Origin of the sequence: Tenacibaculum sp. 190524A05c, from assembly GCF_964036595.1 — a bacterium.
In the GTDB taxonomy this organism is placed as follows: domain Bacteria; phylum Bacteroidota; class Bacteroidia; order Flavobacteriales; family Flavobacteriaceae; genus Polaribacter; species Polaribacter platacis.
Genome location: NZ_OZ038523.1, coordinates 1,161,255 through 1,181,226 on the forward strand (window position 1 = coordinate 1,161,255; position 19,972 = coordinate 1,181,226).

Here is a 19,972-nt window from a genome sequence, read left to right on the forward strand (position 1 = left end):
GTATTTTTAAATAATCGACTTCAATAAACAATGAATAAACACTATACAAAACCATATACACAAAACAACACAAATCACTTAAAAACAACAATTTAACCTTAAAACCACAATGTATAAACATGTGAAACTCAAAGTAAATAAGCAATTCACCATTGATATTATTCTTAAGTTTTTATTTTTGTCATATATACCAGAAGTAATAATTCTATTGATTATATTGTAGGTAATTAATGTCTGATCAAAAAAAATCTCTTTGCGTAGAACGTAATTTCGATTCGCTGTTTAATTCACATTACGAAACGGCGAGAAATTATATATATTATAAATGCGGTAATTTACAGCAAGCTGAAGATATAGTGCAAGATGCATTTGTAAAAATGTGGAAAAAATGTGCTGAAGTAATTTTTGAAAAGGCTAAATCGCTTTTATATACCATTTGTAACAATGCAATGCGAAATGAATTTGATCATCAAAAGGTAGTTTTAAAGCATAGAAATACAGCTGTAAAAGCAGAAAAAAATAATGAAAGTCCTGACTTTTTATTAGAAATGGAAGATTTTAGAACCAAACTAGAAACTGCAATAGCTAATTTATCTGATAAAGAACGAGAAGTTTTCTTATTAAGTCGAATTGATAAAAAGAGTTACAAAGAAATAGCAGCCATTACAAACATTTCGGTGAAGGCTGTAGAACGTAGAATGAGTAATGCATTTATCAATTTAAGAAAAGTGTTAGGAGACCATTTAAAATTTTAAAATAGGGTAAAGAGCAATTATCCTGTACAATAATAAAGAGACATCATCCCATTATTGTATCAAATAAATTCTATTTTAAAAAATGAGCGAACAAAATACATACGAATCAGATTCTTCTTTTTTAGCACGTTGGGCTGAAAATAAGTTGAGTAAAGAGGAACTTTCTGAGTTCCAGAAAACTGAGGCTTATAAAGATTTTCAACGTATTAATGAAGTAGCTCAGCAGTTTGAAGCTCCTACCTTAGATTTAGAAGCTGCTTTAACTAAAACGAAACTTAAAACACATCCTAAAACAAAAGTTATCTCCTTAAAAAAATACTGGTATGCGGCAGCCGCATCTGTTGTTATTTTACTTGGAACAATTAGCTTTTTAAACTCATCAATATCTTACACCGTTCCAAATGGAGGAACTGCACTCGCTGTTAGTTTACCAGATGGCTCAAAAGTGCAATTAAATGCAGGCTCTAAATTGTCGCATAAACGATTTTTCTGGAAGAACAATAGAGCTCTTAATTTAGATGGTGAGGCTTATTTTGAAGTAGAAAAAGGAAAGAAATTTAGTGTTGAAACTACCTATGGTACTGTGTCTGTTTTAGGAACAAAATTCAATGTAAAAGCAAGAAAAAGCAATTTTGATTTAAAGTGTTTTGAAGGTGCCGTTAGATTTGATCAAAAAAATACAAACAACTACAAAATATTATACCAAAACGATAGAATTTCTATAACCAATAGTACTACTATCAAAGAAGAAAAATCAACTGAAAGCTTACCGAATTGGTTACAGCAACTAAGTATTTACAAAGCGCAATCTTTACAAATTGTATTAGATGATTTAGCTATTCAATATGCAATTAAGATTGAAAATAAATCTACAGATTTATCTCGCTTATTTTCAGGAAGTTTTATTCATAACAATCTAGAAACGGCTTTAAAAACTACCTTGACTCCTATGGGGATTTCGTATACCTTATCAGAAGACAAGAAAACTGTTTATTTACCCTAAAGATTATTAAAACAACTAATGCACATACGTATATTCTCCCTACTATTCTTATTCATTAGTCTTTTTGCGAATGCACAAAAAGAAATTACTGTAAACTACAACGATACTCCTTTAAGTAAAGTTTTAAAAGATATCGAGACAAAATCAGGTATCTTATTTTCTTTTGCTCCAGAAGTTATTCTAAATCAAAAAGTAACGTTAACAAAAAAAATCACCTTAAAAGATTTACTCATTGAAATTGAACAACAAACGGATTTAAATTTCGAAAGAATTTCAGATCAACAGATAATAATTACAAAAGAAGTAACTATTTGTGGTTATGTTATTGATGCAAATACAAAAACTCCTGTTGCCTATGCTGATGTGATTTTAGACGAAAAGAACTATACAACAACAGATGAAAAAGGATATTTTGCATTCAACAATTTACCTTATACCAAATCTTCTGTAACACTAAAATTCAATTTAATAGGATATCAAAACACCGAGATTCCTTTAAAAACTGGTACTAATTGTCCCACTATAGAACTTCAATCACAAATTAACGAGTTAAACGAGGTTGTAGTTCTTGGTTATGTGACGTCTGGAATTGATAGAAAAAAAGATGGTTCTATTGCTGTTGACAGTAAACGATTAGGAATTTTACCAGGATTGGTAAGTCCTGATATTTCTCAAAGTATTCAATTAATTCCAGGGATTTCTACATTAGACGAATCTGCCACGGGAATTCAAATTCGAGGAGGATCACCAGATCAAAACTTAATATTATATGATGATATAAAGCTATTCAATACTGGATATTTTTACGGAATGTTTTCTTTGTTTAATCCATTTGCAACACAAAAAGCAACAATCTTCAGATCTGGTACAAGTGCAAGTTATGGGGATAGAATTTCGGGAATTATAGATATTTCTAGTGGAGATCTTATTCCGAAAAAAACAGAAGGTGGATTTGAAATTGATGGTCTTTCTGTAAACGGTTATATCAAAACTCCTTTATCCGATAAACTTGCTATTTATGCATTCGCTAGACGTTCGTATAACGATATTATAGAAACACCAACTTACAATAGTTATGAAGACAAAATATTCACCAATTTTGGTGTTGCTCAAGATGTAAATGGTAATATTTTACTTTTAGAAACGGATGATGATTTTAGTCCGGATAGTAGTAATAATGACTTTTCTTTTGCTGATGTAAACTCAAAGATTATTTATAAACCAAACGATAAAAATACACTCGCTGTGAGTGGTTTATACACAAGAAATCGTTTAGATTTTGATTTTTTAGGAGGTGATGAATTAGTAATTGATTCATTAAAAACTCAAAATAAAGGTTTAAGCTTCAAATGGAATCATATCTCAAATGAAAAGCAACAAGAGAAATTAACTGCTTATTATTCAGAATATAATTCGTTTTACCAAAATAACGAGATTAAAGACGAAACTGGAGATAATATTCCTGAATTGGCTGAAATTAATATTCGTAAAAACGATATTCTGGATGTTGGTGTAAACTTCACCTCTACTACTCAAATTAAAGATTTTCAAAAGTTAACTTTGGGATATCAATTCTCTTATACAGATTTAGATATCTTATTAAGCAAAGAAAACCCTGTTGATGCAGAACTTGAACAATCAATTCAAGATGATGAAAACTATAAAAATGCACTATTTGGAGAATACACTATTAGCTTTGCCAATAAGGGATTTATAAATGGTGGATTACGTTTTGTACATTATAGTTCTTTGAACGAGTTTTTAGTTGAACCACGCGTAAACTTTGAATATCCATTAAGCAAAACATTACGTTTTAAAACTGCCATAGAAAGAAGAAACCAACCTATCTCTCAATTGGTTGAATTCAATCATACTGAATTACGTCTAGAAAATGAATTATGGCGTTTATCTGACGATGGACAATTTCCTTTATTAACTAGTAATCAAATATCGGGTGGATTATTGTATCAATCAAAAAATGTAACTATTGATGCTGATGCTTACTATAAAGAATTGGACGGATTAACAACGTTTACTAACGGTTTTAGCAATCCTTTAGAGAATTTAGAAAATGGAGAAAGTACCATTAAAGGTTTAGATGTTTTACTAAAATATAAGTACAATAATTATAAAGTTTGGGCTGGTTATACTTATAACGACATTACTTTTAAGTTTCCTAATTTAGAAGATACACCAGACCGTTTCCCAGGAAACAACGACATTACACACCAATTTAGAATATCTAACACATTAAAGTTAAAGAACTGGCAATTTTCTTTAGGTTGGCAATTTCGTTCAGGAAAACCAATTACTCCTGTAAATAGTTATACGATTGAAATTGATGCAGATGGAGAAAATGCTGGAGTGGTAGATTTTGGAGCTGTAAACAGTGATCGTTTACCAGACTTTCACCGATTAGATGCTTCTATTCTCCATGACTTTAAAATTAATTTAGGAAGTAAGAAATTAAATGCTCAGTTCGGGTTGTCGTTTTTAAATATTTATAACAGAGTTAAGCCTTTAAATTTAATTTACAAAGCTGAACGCAAACCTTTAGATGATGGAGGAATTGCTATTCCTGGAACTACAGGATCTAACCCAGATGAATTAGAGGTTATTTTAGAACAAGTGATACAACGATTTTCTTTAGGCTTTACTCCTAACGCGGTATTTAGAATTCAGTTTTAAATTATAAGAGAATTATATATAAAAAGGCTACACTTTTTTAAGGTGCAGCCTTTTCGTCTAATTTATAATAGACTTGATTTGCTTCTTAGTCTCTACTTCTTACCATTCTAGATCTTGATGTTTTTCCCTTCGATCTACTTGAACTTACATTTCTACTTGCTCTTGAATTGTTTGATCTTGAAGAAGTACTTCTTGACTTGTATCTGTTATTTTGAGCTCTTTTTGTTGAACTGGCAGAACGATTCTTTGTGTAGCTTCTCGTATTTTTAACTTTAGCATTTCTACTCGTTCTACTTTTCGTAGCTCTGTTATATGTTGATGTTCTATTATTAGATCTGTTTACAACAGAATTTCTATTTCTATCCCTAGTTTGAGTTCTGTTTCTAGTAATATTTCTAGTTGTTGATTTATTCTTAGAAACTGTTCTTGAATTTCTAGCTACTGAACGATTTCTATTTACACTTCGAGTATTATTACTTGCAACTCTCGATCTGCTTCTATTGATTTTTCTATAGTTACGATCGTTTCTTTGATACATTGTTCTTCTGCTATCTCTTGATCGGAATCTAACATCTCTTGCATTTGCTACTCTTCTTCCTCTATTAAAGTTATGAATACGAGCTCCTGGCCTATAATAAGTACGGTTTCTATATGATCTTCCATAATATCCGTTATAATAGTTGTTTCTATATACGGCATATGAAAATCTATATGGTGAATAGAATCTTCTATATGGACTGTTCCAAACTACACATCTATCAACCACTGGAACTGCGAAAAATCTGTGATATGGTCTGTATACATAACGTCTGTTTAACGTATTGATATATCCTGTACAGTTTAAAAAATTACCGTAACTATTATAGTTTACAAATAATCCACCAACTCGAGAAACACGTCCCCAACGGTTATATCTGATAAAAACATCACCAGCCTGCACAATTCTACCATAGTGATCGTAAAAAACAGGAACATCTTCAATTTGAACTACTGCTCCGTAATCGTCATATTGTACAAAAGCATCGTAGTTATACCCCGAGTTAAAACTGATATTAACTCCTGGCGTATTGAAATTAACGCTTACTCCATTTCTTGGACCATTTAAATAAAAATCAAATTGTCCGTCTGGATATACAGCAAACTCCACTCCACATTCTGAGAAGATGAATGATTTACCGTAGTTGTAATAACGCGCTGTTGCCTCTGTACCTGTTTCTGCTGCATTTACTGAAAATGTAGCGAACATAAATCCTGTAAGTAGTAAAACAAATTTTTTCATAATATTTGATTTTAGATGTACATCATTTTTTTGATACACACTTACTGTATAACAATCAGCGTGCCAAAAATTAGAATCTCTAAAAATCAAAAGTTAAAATTGATAGACTTATAAGTCCAAAATATTAGAAAAGACAACAGCTCAGAAATGATTTCTGAGCTCGTGTTTTTAAAATTATTTGAATATTGTTTCTCCTTTTTTACAATATCGATCCCAAGTGGTATTAGGATTTCCGTCTACATCTCCAGTACAAAGTTTTGGTAATTCTGGCGTCCAAGGTTTATGGCCACCTTTACCTTTTATGTCTTGTAATTCCCTTTTACTTAAAACTTTGAAATTTTGAATATTTATCATTTGTATTGAGTTTAAATATTAATACATTAACTATCAACACGTTCTTCCAACTCATTAAATGTTACTACTATTGTTTCAATCTCAATAATATTATTACAAAAATCTTTTCAGCGTAAAAAATACAATTAGTACTATTATTATGGCTAATCCTATTTTAGTATATAACGAAAACTGAAATTGCGGTTTTATAGTAGATGTATTACCAATTACAATTAACGACGCCCAATAATATGGCGAAGCTTCAGCATCTGAGTTATTATTTAAATAATTCAGTTTTGCGTTACGTAGAGCTTCTGATTTTGATTTTCCATTACTTAAGTTTTTGTAAAACTCTGAAGTAATATTAGTTGTTGCTTTATCATTTACTTCCCATAATGAAGGAATAACAGTTTTAGCTCCTGAAGCAAAAAAGTTTCTAGCCAAACTTAATACTCCCTCTCCTCTATTTAGCTTTCCAAGTGAAGTATTACAAGCACTTAATACGACTAAATCAGCATTTATCTTTATGGAGTCTAGTTGTGAGGATTTTAATTTAGCATTTCTAAACGCAATCCAAGGATTAATCGTATCCGATGCATTCGCATGAGTTGCTAGGTGCAATATTCTATAATCTTTTGCTTTTTCTTTAAAGTTTTCAATCGTTGCTTTATTTCCTGATAAAATTTTCCCAGAATATAAATCTTCACCTAATGAAACTTCTTTTTCACTTTCTTTTAAGGATACTAATTTTCCAAAAAAATCAACGGGTGCAATTCCAATAAAATCATTTGAAGCAGATGTTTTAATGATCTTATTTTCCTTTTTAAAAGTTAATGAATAGTCATAGGCAATCTCATTAAATTCAATCAGATATTGCTGCTTATCTCGAAAAGGAACTAATGATTCAAAAGGAATAAAATTAATCACATGATCTCCTAAAATCGTTATCTTTTTGTTTGAAAGTTCTCCTTGTACTTCTTTAGGAATTACCAAGTTAAATAATTCATTTCCTAAGCTGAAATACGTCTGTTTATCATTTTCAGTTTCGAAAGGTTTATCTAATAAAAGTCTAAACGCTTTAACTTTATTCGTTAACTTATCTGTCTCCTTAATTTTGAATAATTGCCGCTTATTATCAGATAAAAAGATTCCGTAAGCATCAGGAATTTTACCAGCCAAACGCTCTGCCATTATATAGTTAATTACCACTTCATTTTCATTTAAACTTACGTCCTTTAATTTTATTATTTCAATAGTATTTGGGTTATTAAAGTAGCTCTTAGTAATGACTGTTGATGAATCTTTTGAGACGTTATTTCTTTGTTTTTTTAATTTTCCTATTAAAAGAATTGCTTTGTTTTTTTCAATAAAATAAAAAGCATCCTCCACATTATTTGTTCTATAACAAGCCTCTAATGCCAAAATATAGACTTCAGATAATAAATCTCTTAATAGTAATTTAGAATTATATGATAAATCATCTCTTAACATAATGCTTACTAAATCATCTGATTGTTTTGCCTTACGAATAATCAATTGAGAAATATATTCATCATTTTTTTTCTCTAACATTCGATCCCAATTTTCCATTTGAGTTCTAAATAACTCTAAAAGAAGTTCTTTGTTACCTGCTTTTTGTAACTCTTCTTTGGTTATAGTTTGTGGTTCATTATCAAAAGTTTTACCAAGGAATTGAGATAATGATTTTAAATAATATTTTTGAGAGTCTTTATAAAACCCATGTAATGATGAAGTTTCGCCTAAGCCCAAAAATATTCTCGTTCTGAAAGGATCATTTTGGTCTGAATACTCTAATGATTTTAAACAGTACTCCTCAGCCTTTTTATAGTTTCCCTCCTTGTAAGAGTAACCCAGATTAAAGTAGAATTTTTTTATCTCCTCTGTATTGGTAACTTTATGAACCAGCTTTAGAGCTTTGTCATAATACAAAGATGCCTTATCCAATTCCTTCCCGTTCTGTAAATACTGACCTGCTATGGTATAATAAATTCCGAATTTATCTTCTTCTTTAAACTTTGGAAGTTGATCATAAAACGATTCTGCAATAAAGAAATTTTCCAATGCCTTTTCACCTGACTTTTCTCCTCTTAGAGACTTATATACTCTTCCTAAATTTAAATGTGTGTTGATTTTTAATACTAATCGTGTAGAATCTATATATGGTATTGCTTTTTCATAATTCTCCGCAGCATAAAAATAATCCTCTTTATTCACAAAATCTTCTGCTATAGCGCTATATGAAAGAGCAATATTTCTTCTAGAGCTTCTATCAAAATTCCTACAATCAGGAAATTCTAAAGATTTTTTATATCCTTCAATTGCAATTTTATATGCTTTTTTTCTCTTGTTGTAATACCCTACATTAAAGTAGCTAGTTTTTAATAAACAAGTATCAATAGGAACAACTTTACTTTTAGCTTCTAATCCTATCTGATTATAATAAATAGCTTTATCTAGATCCTGCTTAAATATTTTCTTTGCTAGTTCGTGAGCATCATTACCGAGGAATTTATAATCTTTTTTCTCTTTATGAGAACTTAATAGCTGATCGTATAATTCTAATTTCTCAATATACGCTCCAGGTAAAGAAACTATAGAGTCAAAAGCTTTAGAAACTTCTTGACTATATGTATTAGTGAAACTATATAAAAGCACAAAGAGGAAAATTACTTTTCCTCTTGTAAATATTGTAGTATGATTTGATTTTATATCCTTATTCGATTGGTGTATTAGCATTATTTCCCTTATTTGGGTCTAAGATAACAACATTTGCTGGTTTTAGAAAAGGATCAAATGTCAGCCCATCATATATCGATGGTAATGGCACTTCATCACAACTAGAATAAGTCTCCGTTTCAACACCTCCAGGACCACCATCCTCTTGATCCAAATTATCTAAATCGGTATTAGTTGTTGTAGCGGCTACTACATTTTTAGATTTGTTTTTCCCAAAAGGAAACGTTCTAATTACTTGTATATACCATGTATCTACAAACTGACAATCATCCGTAACTACAAAAACTTCACGGTGCTGTCTTACTTGTTGTAAATAATTTAATCTTTGAGCCATCCCCCAGTCTGGAGGGTATAATACAAAATACTCTTCATATACATACACTAGATTCGGCTCTAAACTTTTTGATTTTACAACAATTTCTTCTTGTTTTTTATTTAGAGTAATTCCATTATCCATTAAAATCTTTTCTGCACTAATTGCATTTTTTGGGAGCTGATCAACCTCCAAAATTTGAGATTCAATAGTAATGTCATCTTCTGTAATGGTTATGGTTTCTCTTTCTTTTGAACAACTAGCTAAAAGTAAAACAAACATAGCCTTTGCTACATATTTGAATATATTTTGATTCATTTTGAAATTTATTTTAATTAAAATCTAACTCAACTTCTTGACATGAGTTATAAACAATTCTCTCTCCTTTTGGTCCATCTTCTTCTTCATCTTCTTCTTCATCTGATACTTCCTCTGTTGTAGCTACAATTATATTTTTATTCTTATCCTTTTCAGGAACGAAAGCATTTTGTGGAAAATACCAGGTATCAACATCATCACATGAATCTTGAACCATAAAAATATGAGGAGTTACAGCTCTCACTCTTGAGAAATAACCAATTCTATCGGCTTGTGTCCATTCAGTTGGAAAAACAACAAAGATTCTTAAGTAACCTGAAAAAGTGACTTCATTATCTTCATCACCTGTATTAATAACACCATCACTTAATCTACGACTTGAATTTTCGAATACTTTTGAATTGGGTACTATACCATTGTTTTTAAGAACATCATCAATATGTACTGCATTTTTAGGCAGGCTATAAATAATGCTTTCAGATTGTTGATTTGAAGTTGAAACTTCCTCAATAAGTTCTCTTTCGTTTGAACAACTTGCTATCATTATTGTAATAATAATTAAGCATAAACTTTTCACTATCTTTTTCATATTAAAGCATTTAATTTAATATCAATATTAAATTTTATTGTTGAGGCTCATTAATACCATCACCAGATCCCGGTCCTGGTCCACTCGGACCATTATTTGAGTCATCTTCAGTATATAACGGTGGTAAAGGTACCTGACTACAATGCGTGTAATATCTTAATCCATTATTATTAGATCCAGATACTTCACCAGGACCTTCATCTGCACCAACATTTGTTTCTTGTGGATCTACATTAGTTGTAGAGGCTACAATTACATTCTTCTTTTTATCCTCTATCCCAAATGGTGGAGTATTTTTTGAAATCTCAACGTACCACGTATCCACAAACTTGCAAATATCAAGTACTGTATAAATATCTTTACCCGTATGAGTTCTTACCGAATTTAAATAATTAAGCTTTTGAGTTTCATTCCAATCATAGGGATATACTACGAAGAATCTTTTGTAATAAATGATCTCTTGTAAGTCGCCACCAAGTCCTGATTGAGTATCAATCTTATTTGATTTTGACTTAGTTTCATATCCATGGTCAGATAAAACCTTATCAGCATGAATTGCATTCTCTGGTAATTCTGTTACAATATTTACGAAACTATCAACATCAATTTGATTATTATCTATTACCTCTTTTTCTTCAGTGCAGTTGACTATAGTCAAAGTCAATAACACTAAAATCATTTTAGCATAAAACTTTTTCATTTTAAAAATTATTTAGGGTTTTATATTATTTAGGTTTTATTGTTGTGGACCGTTTGAATCTCCATTCGGGCCATCATTAGAATTATCTGAACCAGAATTACCTGAATCAGTATCGAAAATTATTCCCGAATAGTCTGATGACAATGGAATTTCATCACAGTTATTGTAGTATCCAAAGCTTTTCAAAATAACCGTATTATCACCAGTTGCTCCTGGGCCATCATCACTTTCCATTGAATCATCAGGGTCTACATTAGTCGCGGACGCTTCAATAACATTTTTTCTCTTATTCTTATCTATTGGATCAGTTGTTAATACCTCTATATACCATGTGTCAACATATTCACAAATATCTACGGCTAAATAAATGTCTCTAACAGTAAAATTTTTGGCTAAATTCAAATAATTTAACCTTTTACTGTAATTCCAATCCGGAGGAAAAACAACAAACATTTTCCTATATGTACCAGTTCCTAAATCTCCTCCATCGCCTAATCTTTGAGATTCTTTCGGTGTATTTTTCGATTTGAAGGAGTTTTGAGCTAAAAATTCTGTTGCTGAAATGACATTTTTTGGGAGTTCTGTTATAATGTCTGATGATGTCTCTGTAGTTATATCTTTTTCGGTTACTACTTCGTTTTCATCGGAACAGCTTATATTTGCTAATAGTAATGCTGTTGTAGCAATTTGTACGATTATTTTTTTCATTTTATTTTGCTTTATATTTATGGAGTTCCCCAACCCATTAAAATGTTAATGTCAAAACTAAAAAAATTAATATAATTTTTTGTTTTTTAATTATATGAGTGATGTCACTATAGATCAACTTAGCGAGTTAGCCAAAGGAAATAGAAAGATTATAAACAATCTTTACATTAACGTATTTCCAAAAATTAAAAGCTATGTAATGAAAAATAACGGCTACAGTGAAGATGCAGAAGATATTTTTCAAAAAGTACTAATTCAAGTTATTGCTAGGTATAAAAACAAACCATTTGAAATAAAAAGCACTTTAGATGGATTTTTATATGTAGCTGCGAGTAATTTATGGAAAAGAGAATTAAATAAAAGAAAAAGAGAAGTAACAAATGATAAAGTTATTGAACTACTAAGTGAAGAGGATGATATAGTAATGGCGTCTTTGGAGCAAGAAAAATGGGAGCTTTTTCAAGAAAAACTGAATGATATTTCAGAGAATTGTAAAGCTCTTTTAAAACTTTTTTTCAAGAAAGTACCTTACAAAGAAATTGTTGTACAACTAGGTTATAAGACTGATAACGTGGTAAGACAGCGTATTTTCAATTGTAAATCACAATTAACAAAGGCCATTCAAAATGATGCAAGGTTTAACGAATTCAATTAAAAAATGGACACTAATTTTTTAGATATTGACAAATATCTTGATGGAGAAATGGACACTAGTGAAGAAAGAGATTTTAAAAATCGACTTCAAAAAGATCCTGATTTATCAAAAGCTTTTGAATTACAAAAAGAAATGAGACAGGTATATAGTGATGATGAATGGAAAACATTAGATCGTGCTGTACTTAATACTGAAAAAGCAAAAGCTTTAAAAACTTATTTAAAAAGTGATGAATTAGCCGCAATCAAAGAGACTATTTCAGAGGTAGTTTCAGAAAATAAAAGTACTTTTTCTAGAAAGAGTTTTATTCAGAAATTAGCAATTGCCGCCTCGATAATATTGATATCCACAATCTCCTATTTTTCAATTAAAGGTAATAACGATTTATTTAGTACAACCATTCAGGGAGAATACGAAAATTTACCATCGTTAGTTAATAGGAGTGAAAATGCTGATGAATTACTAATAAATGGGCAACAATATTTTGAGAGTAAAAATTATAAGCAAGCAGTTATTTCTTTTAGCGAATACCAAAAAATAAATAGTGAAACTAATAGTATAAATTCATTAAGCTACATATATAACGGTTTGTCGTATTTAGCTTTAGATAATTTTTCAAAGGCTATTGAACAATTTTCTCTTTTAGAAAAATCCGAGTCTTTACAAGCCAAAAAGGCCAATTGGTATAAAGTGCTAGTTTATCTTAAACAGGATAATAAAGAACTACTTAAAAGTAGCTTACAAGAAATTACTTCTGATTCTAAGAGTTATAATTACGGTAAAGCTAAATCACTATTATCAGAACTGTAATACTGAAAAGCATAAAAAAAGAGTACTGTTACAGTACTCTTTTTTATTTCTATTAATTTGTAGTTACCGGTTCTGGAACATAAATTAAATCTTCAAATGCTGGTTGCCAATCTACCTCAACATTTCCAATACCGAAATAAACATTTCTAATAATAATTGTTGGTTTAGATTCTGGAACATCTATAGTTACTTTACACTTTAAATCTGAAATTAGTGTGTCTCCAAAAAAAGATCTAACCGCGCTAAATCTTTTAGGAAGAACGGTTTTAGTTCCTACTAAAGTATTTGTAATGTTATCTGGTTGGAATCCTATTTTTTCAGTGAATATAGTATTAGATCCATCTGCTGCTGTAGCTGAAAACTCTAAACTAACTTCTCCATCTGGTACCGTTTTGCCCACAACAATAAAATCTGCCGCCATATAATAATGTGTACCTCCTGCAATTTGTCCGTTATCATTTTCTCTTGATTTCTGAGTAGGTAACACACAAGTAAAAGTTTGTTGATCTACACCTGCATCTGTATCACTTTTTAGTACATAGTTTCTTGTAGGAACTTTTACGATTGGTTTATTATTAATAAAATTTGGTTGTGAACTATCAGATTGATTCCAATCAGATTGTTGATTTCCTAAACCAACTTCTCCATTAGCGTTGATAATAAAAGTTCTATTCGCATCACCTGTTGGTTGCTGTGCATCGATAAAGCTATCGATTAAGTCTTCATAATTTTGTTGTGTTGGTTTATCTCCTGATTGAAAATACGTTTTTAACTCTGTTTTACTTTTTTTCATAATACTAATTTTTAAATTGTTTCTTTTTTATATTAATTGTTTACTTGCATTTTTCACCTGCAATTATTCTCGTTTTTACTTTTTCTTTTTTATTTAAATTTCACCTTCATGAAAACCGTTAATAAAATCCTCAAAAGATTCTGCTAGCAATTCAGGTTCCCATTCAGAATAAGCTACATAAATACCTCCAGATTTTTCTTCTTTCAAACTCATGAATATAGTTCCGCTAGTAGTTCTAGCAAAAGGAATTTCACCTTCATTTAAAACATGTTCTAATGATTTAATAGATTTTTCTATTGTTTGAGTACCATTTTTCAATGATAAAAAAGAATCAATAGGAACATTAAAGTTTCCAAAATAAATATCTAAAGCTGGAAATCCTCCATTATATTTTAAAAGATGGTTTTTATAAGATTCAGGTAATAATACTTTATATTCCGATTCAAAGTTATTTAAATCTTCTAGTGTAATTGCTTCTTTAGAATTTTCAAATTCCATTAATGACTTTTTCTTTTTAAACTAGTTTTACTAAAAATATGTTTCTGGATTAGCTTTAAACAATCCGTTAATGAAATCGGTAAATGAATTTGCAATTTTCTCAAGAATTACATCTTCATAGTAAATTGAAATACTACCGTAATCAGACTGATTTAATGAAATACAAATACTTCCACCTCTTATGGAACCTATTTCAATTTGATTACTTGGCAATACATTCCTCATCATTAAGTAATACTCCATTGCCGAATCTCCATATTTTATTGGGTGTAAATAATCTACTTTTATAACTTTTTCAGGGTGTTTAAAACAAACATAATCTCCTTCAGGATATCCCCCATTATAAGTTAACATATGACTTTTATAATCATCTGGAAATTTCAAGCCTTCTAATAAAGCTTCAAATTGGTTAAACTCTTCAATGGTTATTGTTTTTTCATCTATTTTAAAATTCATATCTAAACAAAGGAATATTCTATATCCATTTCGTAATTTGATGGTTTATTCCATTCATTTTTTAACATTAAAATAAGTGCATCTACAATTTTTATGACTTCTAATGTTTTAATAGGTTTAGGCCACTTAGATGCTACATCTTCTTTTTTATTTTCATAACTGTTCAATTCCCTTACTGAAATGAATTCTTCCTTGGAGTTTAACAATTTTTTTGTTTCCTCTAAAACAAATATCATTTCAGATTCTTGATCCTTATCTTTAAGAAAGCTTTGCCAAGTTAAAGTTAACATTCCTTTTGCTAAACCTGTAATATTAAAATTTATATCATCTTCTAACTCTTCACGAATACTTATTTTCTCATTAATATTGTTTAAAGCCTGTAAAATATACTCATAGGTTAGCTCCATATAAATTTCAGCTATCCAAAATCCCTTATCTCTATTATAATCTATAAATGTAGTTGCCATTATTCATAATAAAACTCTATCTATATTTAGCATTCTTCTAAATACAATCATCTACCATTTTCCTTTAAAAAATCTCTGAAAGATTTCATAAAATTTAAAAACTTCGCTGTAGACCATCTAAAATCATCTTCCGTGGATTCCGTTCTCCAATCAAAAAACAAAACATATTCGTTATCTATGGAGATCCTTAACTCACTTCCTTCAACTATATAATCAAAAAAATCTTCTCCCTCTAATACCTTTGTTTTATTAATAATCTTGTTTACTTCAGATACTGTCCAACCATCCCAAGCTATTTCTAACAATGACTTTTCATCATCCTTTAACGAATCATAATCAACCCCAAAAAAATTATTTATTCCTTCCTGATTATAAGGGTTCATTGTAAATTTAAATTCCATTAATTAATGTTTCCTTTTGCTTTTTTCACTAAAAATAAGAGTCTGGGTCAGCCTCAAACAATCCGTTAATAAACTCAGTAAATGAACTTGCTATTTTTTCAGGAATTACATCTTCATAGGATATATACACCGAACCATAATCTAATTCGCTTAATGAAAGACTTATCCTTCCTCCTGAAATAATACCTATTGATATATGGTTTTTAGGAAGAACCTTTCTCATAAACAAATAATATTCCATTGTATCACTTCCATACTTTATAGGGTGAAAATATTCTAATTCAATTATTCTATTTGGATTCCTAAAACACACATAATCTCCATCTGGATAACCTCCATTATAAGTTAACATATGACTTTTATAATCATCTGGCAATTTCAAGCCTTCTAACAAAACTTCAAATTCGTTAAACTCTTCAATGGTTATTGTTTTTTCATCTATTTTAAAATTCATTTACTTTATATTGAATTTTAAATATCAGCTTCTTGTTCTTCTATATTATCTATAAAAGCACCAAAAGAATTAGCCACTTTAAAAGGTAAGCTATCTGAAAAATAAACATAAACTTCTCCATAGTTTTCTTCTTTATATCCTAAGGCTAAATACCCACCTACAATAACTCCAATAGGTAATAATTTTGGATACAAAAAACTATGTTTATTATTATAATAATCTTCAATATTACTTACTCCGTGTTTTAATGTATAAAAACCACTTAAAAAAAAATCTTGATTATTATAATTGATAATATAATCTTTATCATGAGGAACTTTTCCTCCATTAAACTTTAGCATATGCTCCTTATAATCAGAAGGTAATCTTGCTCCTATTAATTTTTCTAATTCTTCCAATTCAATCGTACTAATATTATCGTAATAATTATTAAATTCCTTCATTATACTTTTTCCTTTAAATCATTCAACTCTTCTCTAGAATTAAATTTTGCTATCCATAAGGAAGTTTTTCCTTCCATTTTAAATTACTTTTTTCAAAGTTTACTAATCTTCTTTCTTTTCCCATGGAAAACTTGTTGAGGTATCATCTGTTAGCAAACCAAATTCTTCATTTTCCATAAAAGCTTTAAAGTTTAATAAATGCCTATATATTTCATCTTTTTTAAACTTAATTTTTCTAACGCTTGGTGCATCTTGCATTATATATACAAAATTATAATTTGGATTATCATTAGCCCATACAAGACTTTCATATATATCTTTTCTCTTTTTTAAATTATAACCTCTTTTGATATATTCAGATAAATTTATATCGAAAACGATGTCATTTATACTTGAAACATTATATAACGGCCACATAGGTATCATAAGTAGTCTCTTATTTTCTTTTTTCATTATATCATTCTAAAACAATTTAAAAGACTAACCTGGTTGATAAAAAAACCTCTACCACAGAAATATAAATACCTGAAATACAATATATTAAAAACACCATTGTTATTTATTCTTTTTTATCTTTCATGAAGAACTCAACTCCCTGTTAATGCTTCTTTAGCTTCTTGAACCTCATCTTTAAAACCATTAATATCTGGTGAAAATTTCTCAAGTAAACCTTCTAAACACTCCACTAATTCTTTGCTTTGTAATTCATAAGATATTTTTTCAAACCTAGAACAAATCCATTCTATTGATAATAAATCTAAACCATTTATTATTTCTATAGTAGAATCAGAGTCTTTCAACAAAAGAAATTCAATCTCATCAAGAAGAACATCAATCTTTGGATCATTAACATGAGAATTCTCCATATATTGAGTGTCTTTTCTAATTTTTTCTATTAAGTTATTCATATTATATAATTTTTAAAATGGGTTCTGTTCAAAATCTTTTGAATTTAATTTTGGTTGAATCGCATTATCTGGGAAAATTGTTGCTGGCTTTCCTTTAGTCTTTAATACTCCAACTCTAACACCTTCATATATATCAAATAATGGTGGAGGTCCGTCTTGTAATTCTATAAAATCTTCAAGATTATTCCTTACAACATGTTCGAAAGCTTCAATAATTTTAGCTTTATCCCAGTTTATTGGGAACCATGATTGTCCTGTATTATTTCTACCTTCGATTAATCTTTTAACTTTTTTATCATGCTTCTCAACACCACCTATTCTTACTCCATTTTCAAAAGTATGTTCTATCTTATACTTTCTCCCTATACTATCTAAGAAATCTATGTTATCCTGTCCATGTCCTCCAACTTTCATTTTTCCTGGCAATAAACTTTTCTTAGGATTTGCTGGTAACGAAAATTCTCCTTCATTAGCATGTTTAACTACATCGTCTGTGATTTCAAGTAATATTCTTTTTATATTTTGAATTTCATCCAAATACTTCTTAACAAAATCGTCAGATTTATCTTTAAGTTTTAAAAGAATATCTTTTAAAAACTCTTCAGCTTGTTTTTTGGTTAAACCTTCTTCAATATTCTTACCATTATAGAAAAAAGCATAAACTCCTTCTTCATTTTCCAGCATGGCAACACCAATTCTTTTTAGTTTATTCCAAACATTGGTTCTAACAGCATTAAAAAATGCTTTACCTAAAACTGAAATTGGGTCAACAAATGTATAAGCAACTTTACCTACTAATATAACTTTTGCTTGTAAACCAGCAATAAACTCATTTATCCAAGTTTTTAAGGTATCTATATGCTTACCAATATTCTTAGAAAACTCAACAAGAGTGTCAACTAGTTTTACAAATGTATCAATACCAAAGTTTACAGTTTTTCTTACTCTACTTACTGTACTGTTTAATAAATCCTTATATGATTTTAATACAAGTTTTAAGGCCTTTGCAACATTTGCCGTACCTCCTGTAGCCATAAAAGTTACTACTTCTGAAGCTATAAAACCAACAATTGCTCCTAAATGATAACCAATTGCCCCTGGATCAATTTTAATATTAGCAATACTATTAGCTGCGCTTACTACAGCTGCATAAGCTAACCTTGGTAAGCTAGCTAAAAAACCAGTAAATTTAAACAGGTTTTCTAAAGTAAAAGCATTGTTGAAAGCATCTATCAATCCTTCAAAACTTTCTGCCAATAAACTAAAATAAGTACCTGGTGATTCAAAGAACTTAGTACTACCTTGTATTACTGCATTTAATACATCAAATAGTAATGCCAAGATATCAAAAACAGATTTTATAAAATCTATAATACTGTTAATTAGTCCAACTATTAAACCATTGATGAAGTAATATAAATCTATCCAATTATCTAAAACAGCTTCAAAGAAATCTTTTAATATTCCAGGAATACCTTCAAGAACTTGTATTACTTTATCTAAGTTAAAAGGAACTATTTTTCTTATCAGTTCATTTTCTAAAATTGTTTTTACTGCATTAGTCGCTTTAACACTTAAAGGTTCTATATAAGTTTTGAATATTGATTTAGCAAAAGCTTCAATATTAATCCCATCGTCACTATCTATTTTAGGTAATAAAGAAGTAAATTTTGCATTCTCCTTGTCATTATCAAGCGTTTTCCAATACTGTTCACCTAACTTTAATGTATTTATTTCTTCACTAATCGTTTTAAAAGTGCCTGAGACAGCCGAAAATACTTCGTTTGATCCCCAGCGTAATACTCTACCTCCTATTGACAATAATTCGGTGGGTGTTATAAAGTAAAAAATACTAGTCTCATCTTTTAACTCCTCTCGAATCATTGTAGAAAGGTCATTAGTCTCTAAACTAACACCATAAGCCCTAGCTACTTGTGATATAGAAATTCTATCTACCTCTGGTAACGTTTTTACGTTCTTACCTTTCTTAATTCTAAATACAGTTCCAAACGCATTTGTTCCACCAGCCGATTCAACAAAAATTACTACCTGATGCGCATTTATATCTGCAACACTTTGGTAAGCTCTTTCTAACTTTGCTCCGTTATCACTAACAAATAAAGTTACAAATGCATCAAATTCTACACTTTGTTCAGGACGTGGTTTAGGAGAAGGGTTAGCTTGAATTATAATTTCATCCAAATCTAAACTACCATCTATTTTAATGTAGTATTTATCATTTATTTTATAATAAGGTACAGGTTCATTAGAAAAGTCAGCAATGTATTCATTAACAAATGCTAATACTTCTTCCGTAGGAATTGACTCTAACGGTTCACTAATTACTCCAGTAGGTCCATTGTTTTCAAGAAAAAAATCACCGTACTCTCCTGATAATCTACTATTAAAATGAATGAACCATCTATCTGGACTTTTAAAACCTTCCTCTATTTCAATATAAATATTCTCACTAGGTGGTTTTGTTTCTTGTATTTTATCCTGTAAAACATCTGAAAACACTACCAAATTTTCAAAATTGGTTTTATGCTTAAAATGTTTTACACCATATTCATATGCGTACATAGCTTTCTTTTAATTCCAATTCATAACAGCTTACCCTAGAGCTCTTCTTTTCAGAAGAGCC

The 19,972-nt window shown here is 29.7% G+C and carries 22 protein-coding genes; 5 read left to right on the forward strand and 17 right to left on the reverse strand.

The annotated features are described in order from the left end of the window. Positions 1 to 230: 230 nt before the first annotated feature. From ABNT61_RS04935 to ABNT61_RS04945, 3 genes are all read left to right on the forward strand, one after another. Complete coding sequence (locus ABNT61_RS04935; protein ID WP_348745080.1) at positions 231 to 755, forward strand: sigma-70 family RNA polymerase sigma factor; 525 nt, start codon at positions 231 to 233, stop codon at positions 753 to 755. A gap of 82 nt (positions 756 to 837) precedes the next feature. Further along, entirely contained in the window at positions 838 to 1,758 is a 921-nt protein-coding gene (locus ABNT61_RS04940) for a FecR family protein (RefSeq protein WP_348745081.1), read from the forward strand. A gap of 18 nt (positions 1,759 to 1,776) precedes the next feature. Then, a complete protein-coding gene (locus tag ABNT61_RS04945; RefSeq protein ID WP_348745082.1) occupies positions 1,777 to 4,446 on the forward strand; it encodes a TonB-dependent receptor in 2,670 nt (889 codons plus the stop codon). 85 nt (positions 4,447 to 4,531) lie between these two features. On the opposite strand, the gene ABNT61_RS04950 is transcribed toward ABNT61_RS04945, so the two are convergent. The 7 genes from ABNT61_RS04950 to ABNT61_RS04980 all read right to left on the reverse strand — a co-directional run bounded on the left by ABNT61_RS04950 (position 4,532) and on the right by ABNT61_RS04980 (position 11,443). Further along, positions 4,532 to 5,725, reverse strand: coding sequence for a hypothetical protein (locus ABNT61_RS04950; RefSeq protein WP_348745083.1), 1,194 nt, complete (start codon positions 5,723 to 5,725; stop codon positions 4,532 to 4,534). Between the two features lie 174 nt (positions 5,726 to 5,899). Further along, positions 5,900 to 6,079 carry a hypothetical protein gene (locus tag ABNT61_RS04955; RefSeq protein ID WP_348745084.1) on the reverse strand — a complete coding sequence of 60 codons (180 nt, stop codon included), beginning with the start codon at positions 6,077 to 6,079 and terminating at the stop codon, positions 5,900 to 5,902. 93 nt (positions 6,080 to 6,172) lie between these two features. After that, on the reverse strand, positions 6,173 to 8,815 hold the full coding sequence (locus ABNT61_RS04960; RefSeq protein WP_348745085.1) for a CHAT domain-containing protein: 2,643 nt from the start codon (positions 8,813 to 8,815) through the stop codon (positions 6,173 to 6,175). Further along, complete coding sequence (locus tag ABNT61_RS04965; protein ID WP_348745086.1) at positions 8,793 to 9,446, reverse strand: hypothetical protein; 654 nt, start codon at positions 9,444 to 9,446, stop codon at positions 8,793 to 8,795. Before ABNT61_RS04965 ends, ABNT61_RS04960 begins: the two co-directional genes overlap by 23 nt. A gap of 13 nt (positions 9,447 to 9,459) precedes the next feature. Beyond that, on the reverse strand, positions 9,460 to 10,035 hold the full coding sequence (locus tag ABNT61_RS04970) for a hypothetical protein (RefSeq protein ID WP_348745087.1): 576 nt from the start codon (positions 10,033 to 10,035) through the stop codon (positions 9,460 to 9,462). Positions 10,036 to 10,069: 34 nt separating this feature from the next. Next, on the reverse strand, positions 10,070 to 10,735 hold the full coding sequence (locus ABNT61_RS04975) for a hypothetical protein (protein ID WP_348745088.1): 666 nt from the start codon (positions 10,733 to 10,735) through the stop codon (positions 10,070 to 10,072). A gap of 36 nt (positions 10,736 to 10,771) precedes the next feature. Then, positions 10,772 to 11,443: a hypothetical protein gene (locus ABNT61_RS04980; RefSeq protein WP_348745089.1), complete on the reverse strand. Its 672-nt coding sequence runs from the start codon at positions 11,441 to 11,443 to the stop codon at positions 10,772 to 10,774. 94 nt (positions 11,444 to 11,537) lie between these two features. Here ABNT61_RS04980 and ABNT61_RS04985 point away from each other — a divergent pair, with 94 nt between their 5' ends. Continuing rightward, the gene (locus ABNT61_RS04985) at positions 11,538 to 12,098 is read left to right on the forward strand and encodes an RNA polymerase sigma factor (protein ID WP_348713757.1); all 561 of its coding nucleotides are present in this window, start codon (positions 11,538 to 11,540) and stop codon (positions 12,096 to 12,098) included. A gap of 3 nt (positions 12,099 to 12,101) precedes the next feature. Beyond that, the gene (locus tag ABNT61_RS04990) at positions 12,102 to 12,908 is read left to right on the forward strand and encodes a hypothetical protein (protein WP_348745090.1); all 807 of its coding nucleotides are present in this window, start codon (positions 12,102 to 12,104) and stop codon (positions 12,906 to 12,908) included. A gap of 52 nt (positions 12,909 to 12,960) precedes the next feature. On the opposite strand, the gene ABNT61_RS04995 is transcribed toward ABNT61_RS04990, so the two are convergent. From ABNT61_RS04995 to ABNT61_RS05040, 10 genes are all read right to left on the reverse strand, one after another. Further along, positions 12,961 to 13,701, reverse strand: a complete 741-nt coding sequence (locus ABNT61_RS04995) for a hypothetical protein (RefSeq protein WP_348745091.1) — start codon at positions 13,699 to 13,701, stop codon at positions 12,961 to 12,963. Positions 13,702 to 13,794: 93 nt separating this feature from the next. Beyond that, complete coding sequence (locus ABNT61_RS05000; RefSeq protein ID WP_348745092.1) at positions 13,795 to 14,199, reverse strand: SMI1/KNR4 family protein; 405 nt, start codon at positions 14,197 to 14,199, stop codon at positions 13,795 to 13,797. A 30-nt stretch (positions 14,200 to 14,229) separates the two neighbouring features. Then, a complete protein-coding gene (locus tag ABNT61_RS05005; RefSeq protein WP_348745093.1) occupies positions 14,230 to 14,655 on the reverse strand; it encodes an SMI1/KNR4 family protein in 426 nt (141 codons plus the stop codon). A 2-nt stretch (positions 14,656 to 14,657) separates the two neighbouring features. Further along, a complete protein-coding gene (locus tag ABNT61_RS05010) occupies positions 14,658 to 15,122 on the reverse strand; it encodes a hypothetical protein (protein ID WP_348745094.1) in 465 nt (154 codons plus the stop codon). Positions 15,123 to 15,169: 47 nt separating this feature from the next. Beyond that, the gene (locus ABNT61_RS05015; RefSeq protein ID WP_348745095.1) at positions 15,170 to 15,523 is read right to left on the reverse strand and encodes a hypothetical protein; all 354 of its coding nucleotides are present in this window, start codon (positions 15,521 to 15,523) and stop codon (positions 15,170 to 15,172) included. 28 nt (positions 15,524 to 15,551) lie between these two features. Continuing rightward, positions 15,552 to 15,977, reverse strand: a complete 426-nt coding sequence (locus tag ABNT61_RS05020; RefSeq protein WP_348745096.1) for an SMI1/KNR4 family protein — start codon at positions 15,975 to 15,977, stop codon at positions 15,552 to 15,554. Positions 15,978 to 15,994: 17 nt separating this feature from the next. Continuing rightward, positions 15,995 to 16,420: an SMI1/KNR4 family protein gene (locus ABNT61_RS05025; protein ID WP_348745097.1), complete on the reverse strand. Its 426-nt coding sequence runs from the start codon at positions 16,418 to 16,420 to the stop codon at positions 15,995 to 15,997. A 102-nt stretch (positions 16,421 to 16,522) separates the two neighbouring features. Next, positions 16,523 to 16,873: a hypothetical protein gene (locus tag ABNT61_RS05030; protein WP_348745098.1), complete on the reverse strand. Its 351-nt coding sequence runs from the start codon at positions 16,871 to 16,873 to the stop codon at positions 16,523 to 16,525. Positions 16,874 to 17,007: 134 nt separating this feature from the next. Then, positions 17,008 to 17,328, reverse strand: coding sequence for a hypothetical protein (locus ABNT61_RS05035; RefSeq protein ID WP_348745099.1), 321 nt, complete (start codon positions 17,326 to 17,328; stop codon positions 17,008 to 17,010). Between the two features lie 12 nt (positions 17,329 to 17,340). Next, positions 17,341 to 19,911 carry an EndoU domain-containing protein gene (locus ABNT61_RS05040; protein WP_348745100.1) on the reverse strand — a complete coding sequence of 857 codons (2,571 nt, stop codon included), beginning with the start codon at positions 19,909 to 19,911 and terminating at the stop codon, positions 17,341 to 17,343. Between the last annotated feature and the right edge of the window lie 61 nt (positions 19,912 to 19,972).

Excerpts from the sequence above, each read along its gene's own strand:
- ABNT61_RS04935 (WP_348745080.1), top strand. The coding sequence starts at position 231 with ATGTCTGATCAAAAAAAATCTCTTTGCGTAGAACGTAATTTCGATTCG.
- ABNT61_RS04940 (WP_348745081.1), top strand. The coding sequence starts at position 838 with ATGAGCGAACAAAATACATACGAATCAGATTCTTCTTTTTTAGCACGT.
- ABNT61_RS04945 (WP_348745082.1), top strand. The coding sequence starts at position 1,777 with ATGCACATACGTATATTCTCCCTACTATTCTTATTCATTAGTCTTTTT.
- ABNT61_RS04950 (WP_348745083.1), bottom strand. The coding sequence starts at position 5,725 with ATGAAAAAATTTGTTTTACTACTTACAGGATTTATGTTCGCTACATTT.
- ABNT61_RS04955 (WP_348745084.1), bottom strand. The coding sequence starts at position 6,079 with ATGATAAATATTCAAAATTTCAAAGTTTTAAGTAAAAGGGAATTACAA.
- ABNT61_RS04960 (WP_348745085.1), bottom strand. The coding sequence starts at position 8,815 with ATGCTAATACACCAATCGAATAAGGATATAAAATCAAATCATACTACA.
- ABNT61_RS04965 (WP_348745086.1), bottom strand. The coding sequence starts at position 9,446 with ATGAATCAAAATATATTCAAATATGTAGCAAAGGCTATGTTTGTTTTA.
- ABNT61_RS04970 (WP_348745087.1), bottom strand. The coding sequence starts at position 10,035 with ATGAAAAAGATAGTGAAAAGTTTATGCTTAATTATTATTACAATAATG.
- ABNT61_RS04975 (WP_348745088.1), bottom strand. The coding sequence starts at position 10,735 with ATGAAAAAGTTTTATGCTAAAATGATTTTAGTGTTATTGACTTTGACT.
- ABNT61_RS04980 (WP_348745089.1), bottom strand. The coding sequence starts at position 11,443 with ATGAAAAAAATAATCGTACAAATTGCTACAACAGCATTACTATTAGCA.
- ABNT61_RS04985 (WP_348713757.1), top strand. The coding sequence starts at position 11,538 with ATGAGTGATGTCACTATAGATCAACTTAGCGAGTTAGCCAAAGGAAAT.
- ABNT61_RS04990 (WP_348745090.1), top strand. The coding sequence starts at position 12,102 with ATGGACACTAATTTTTTAGATATTGACAAATATCTTGATGGAGAAATG.
- ABNT61_RS04995 (WP_348745091.1), bottom strand. The coding sequence starts at position 13,701 with ATGAAAAAAAGTAAAACAGAGTTAAAAACGTATTTTCAATCAGGAGAT.
- ABNT61_RS05000 (WP_348745092.1), bottom strand. The coding sequence starts at position 14,199 with ATGGAATTTGAAAATTCTAAAGAAGCAATTACACTAGAAGATTTAAAT.
- ABNT61_RS05005 (WP_348745093.1), bottom strand. The coding sequence starts at position 14,655 with ATGAATTTTAAAATAGATGAAAAAACAATAACCATTGAAGAGTTTAAC.
- ABNT61_RS05010 (WP_348745094.1), bottom strand. The coding sequence starts at position 15,122 with ATGGCAACTACATTTATAGATTATAATAGAGATAAGGGATTTTGGATA.
- ABNT61_RS05015 (WP_348745095.1), bottom strand. The coding sequence starts at position 15,523 with ATGGAATTTAAATTTACAATGAACCCTTATAATCAGGAAGGAATAAAT.
- ABNT61_RS05020 (WP_348745096.1), bottom strand. The coding sequence starts at position 15,977 with ATGAATTTTAAAATAGATGAAAAAACAATAACCATTGAAGAGTTTAAC.
- ABNT61_RS05025 (WP_348745097.1), bottom strand. The coding sequence starts at position 16,420 with ATGAAGGAATTTAATAATTATTACGATAATATTAGTACGATTGAATTG.
- ABNT61_RS05030 (WP_348745098.1), bottom strand. The coding sequence starts at position 16,873 with ATGAAAAAAGAAAATAAGAGACTACTTATGATACCTATGTGGCCGTTA.
- ABNT61_RS05035 (WP_348745099.1), bottom strand. The coding sequence starts at position 17,328 with ATGAATAACTTAATAGAAAAAATTAGAAAAGACACTCAATATATGGAG.
- ABNT61_RS05040 (WP_348745100.1), bottom strand. The coding sequence starts at position 19,911 with ATGTACGCATATGAATATGGTGTAAAACATTTTAAGCATAAAACCAAT.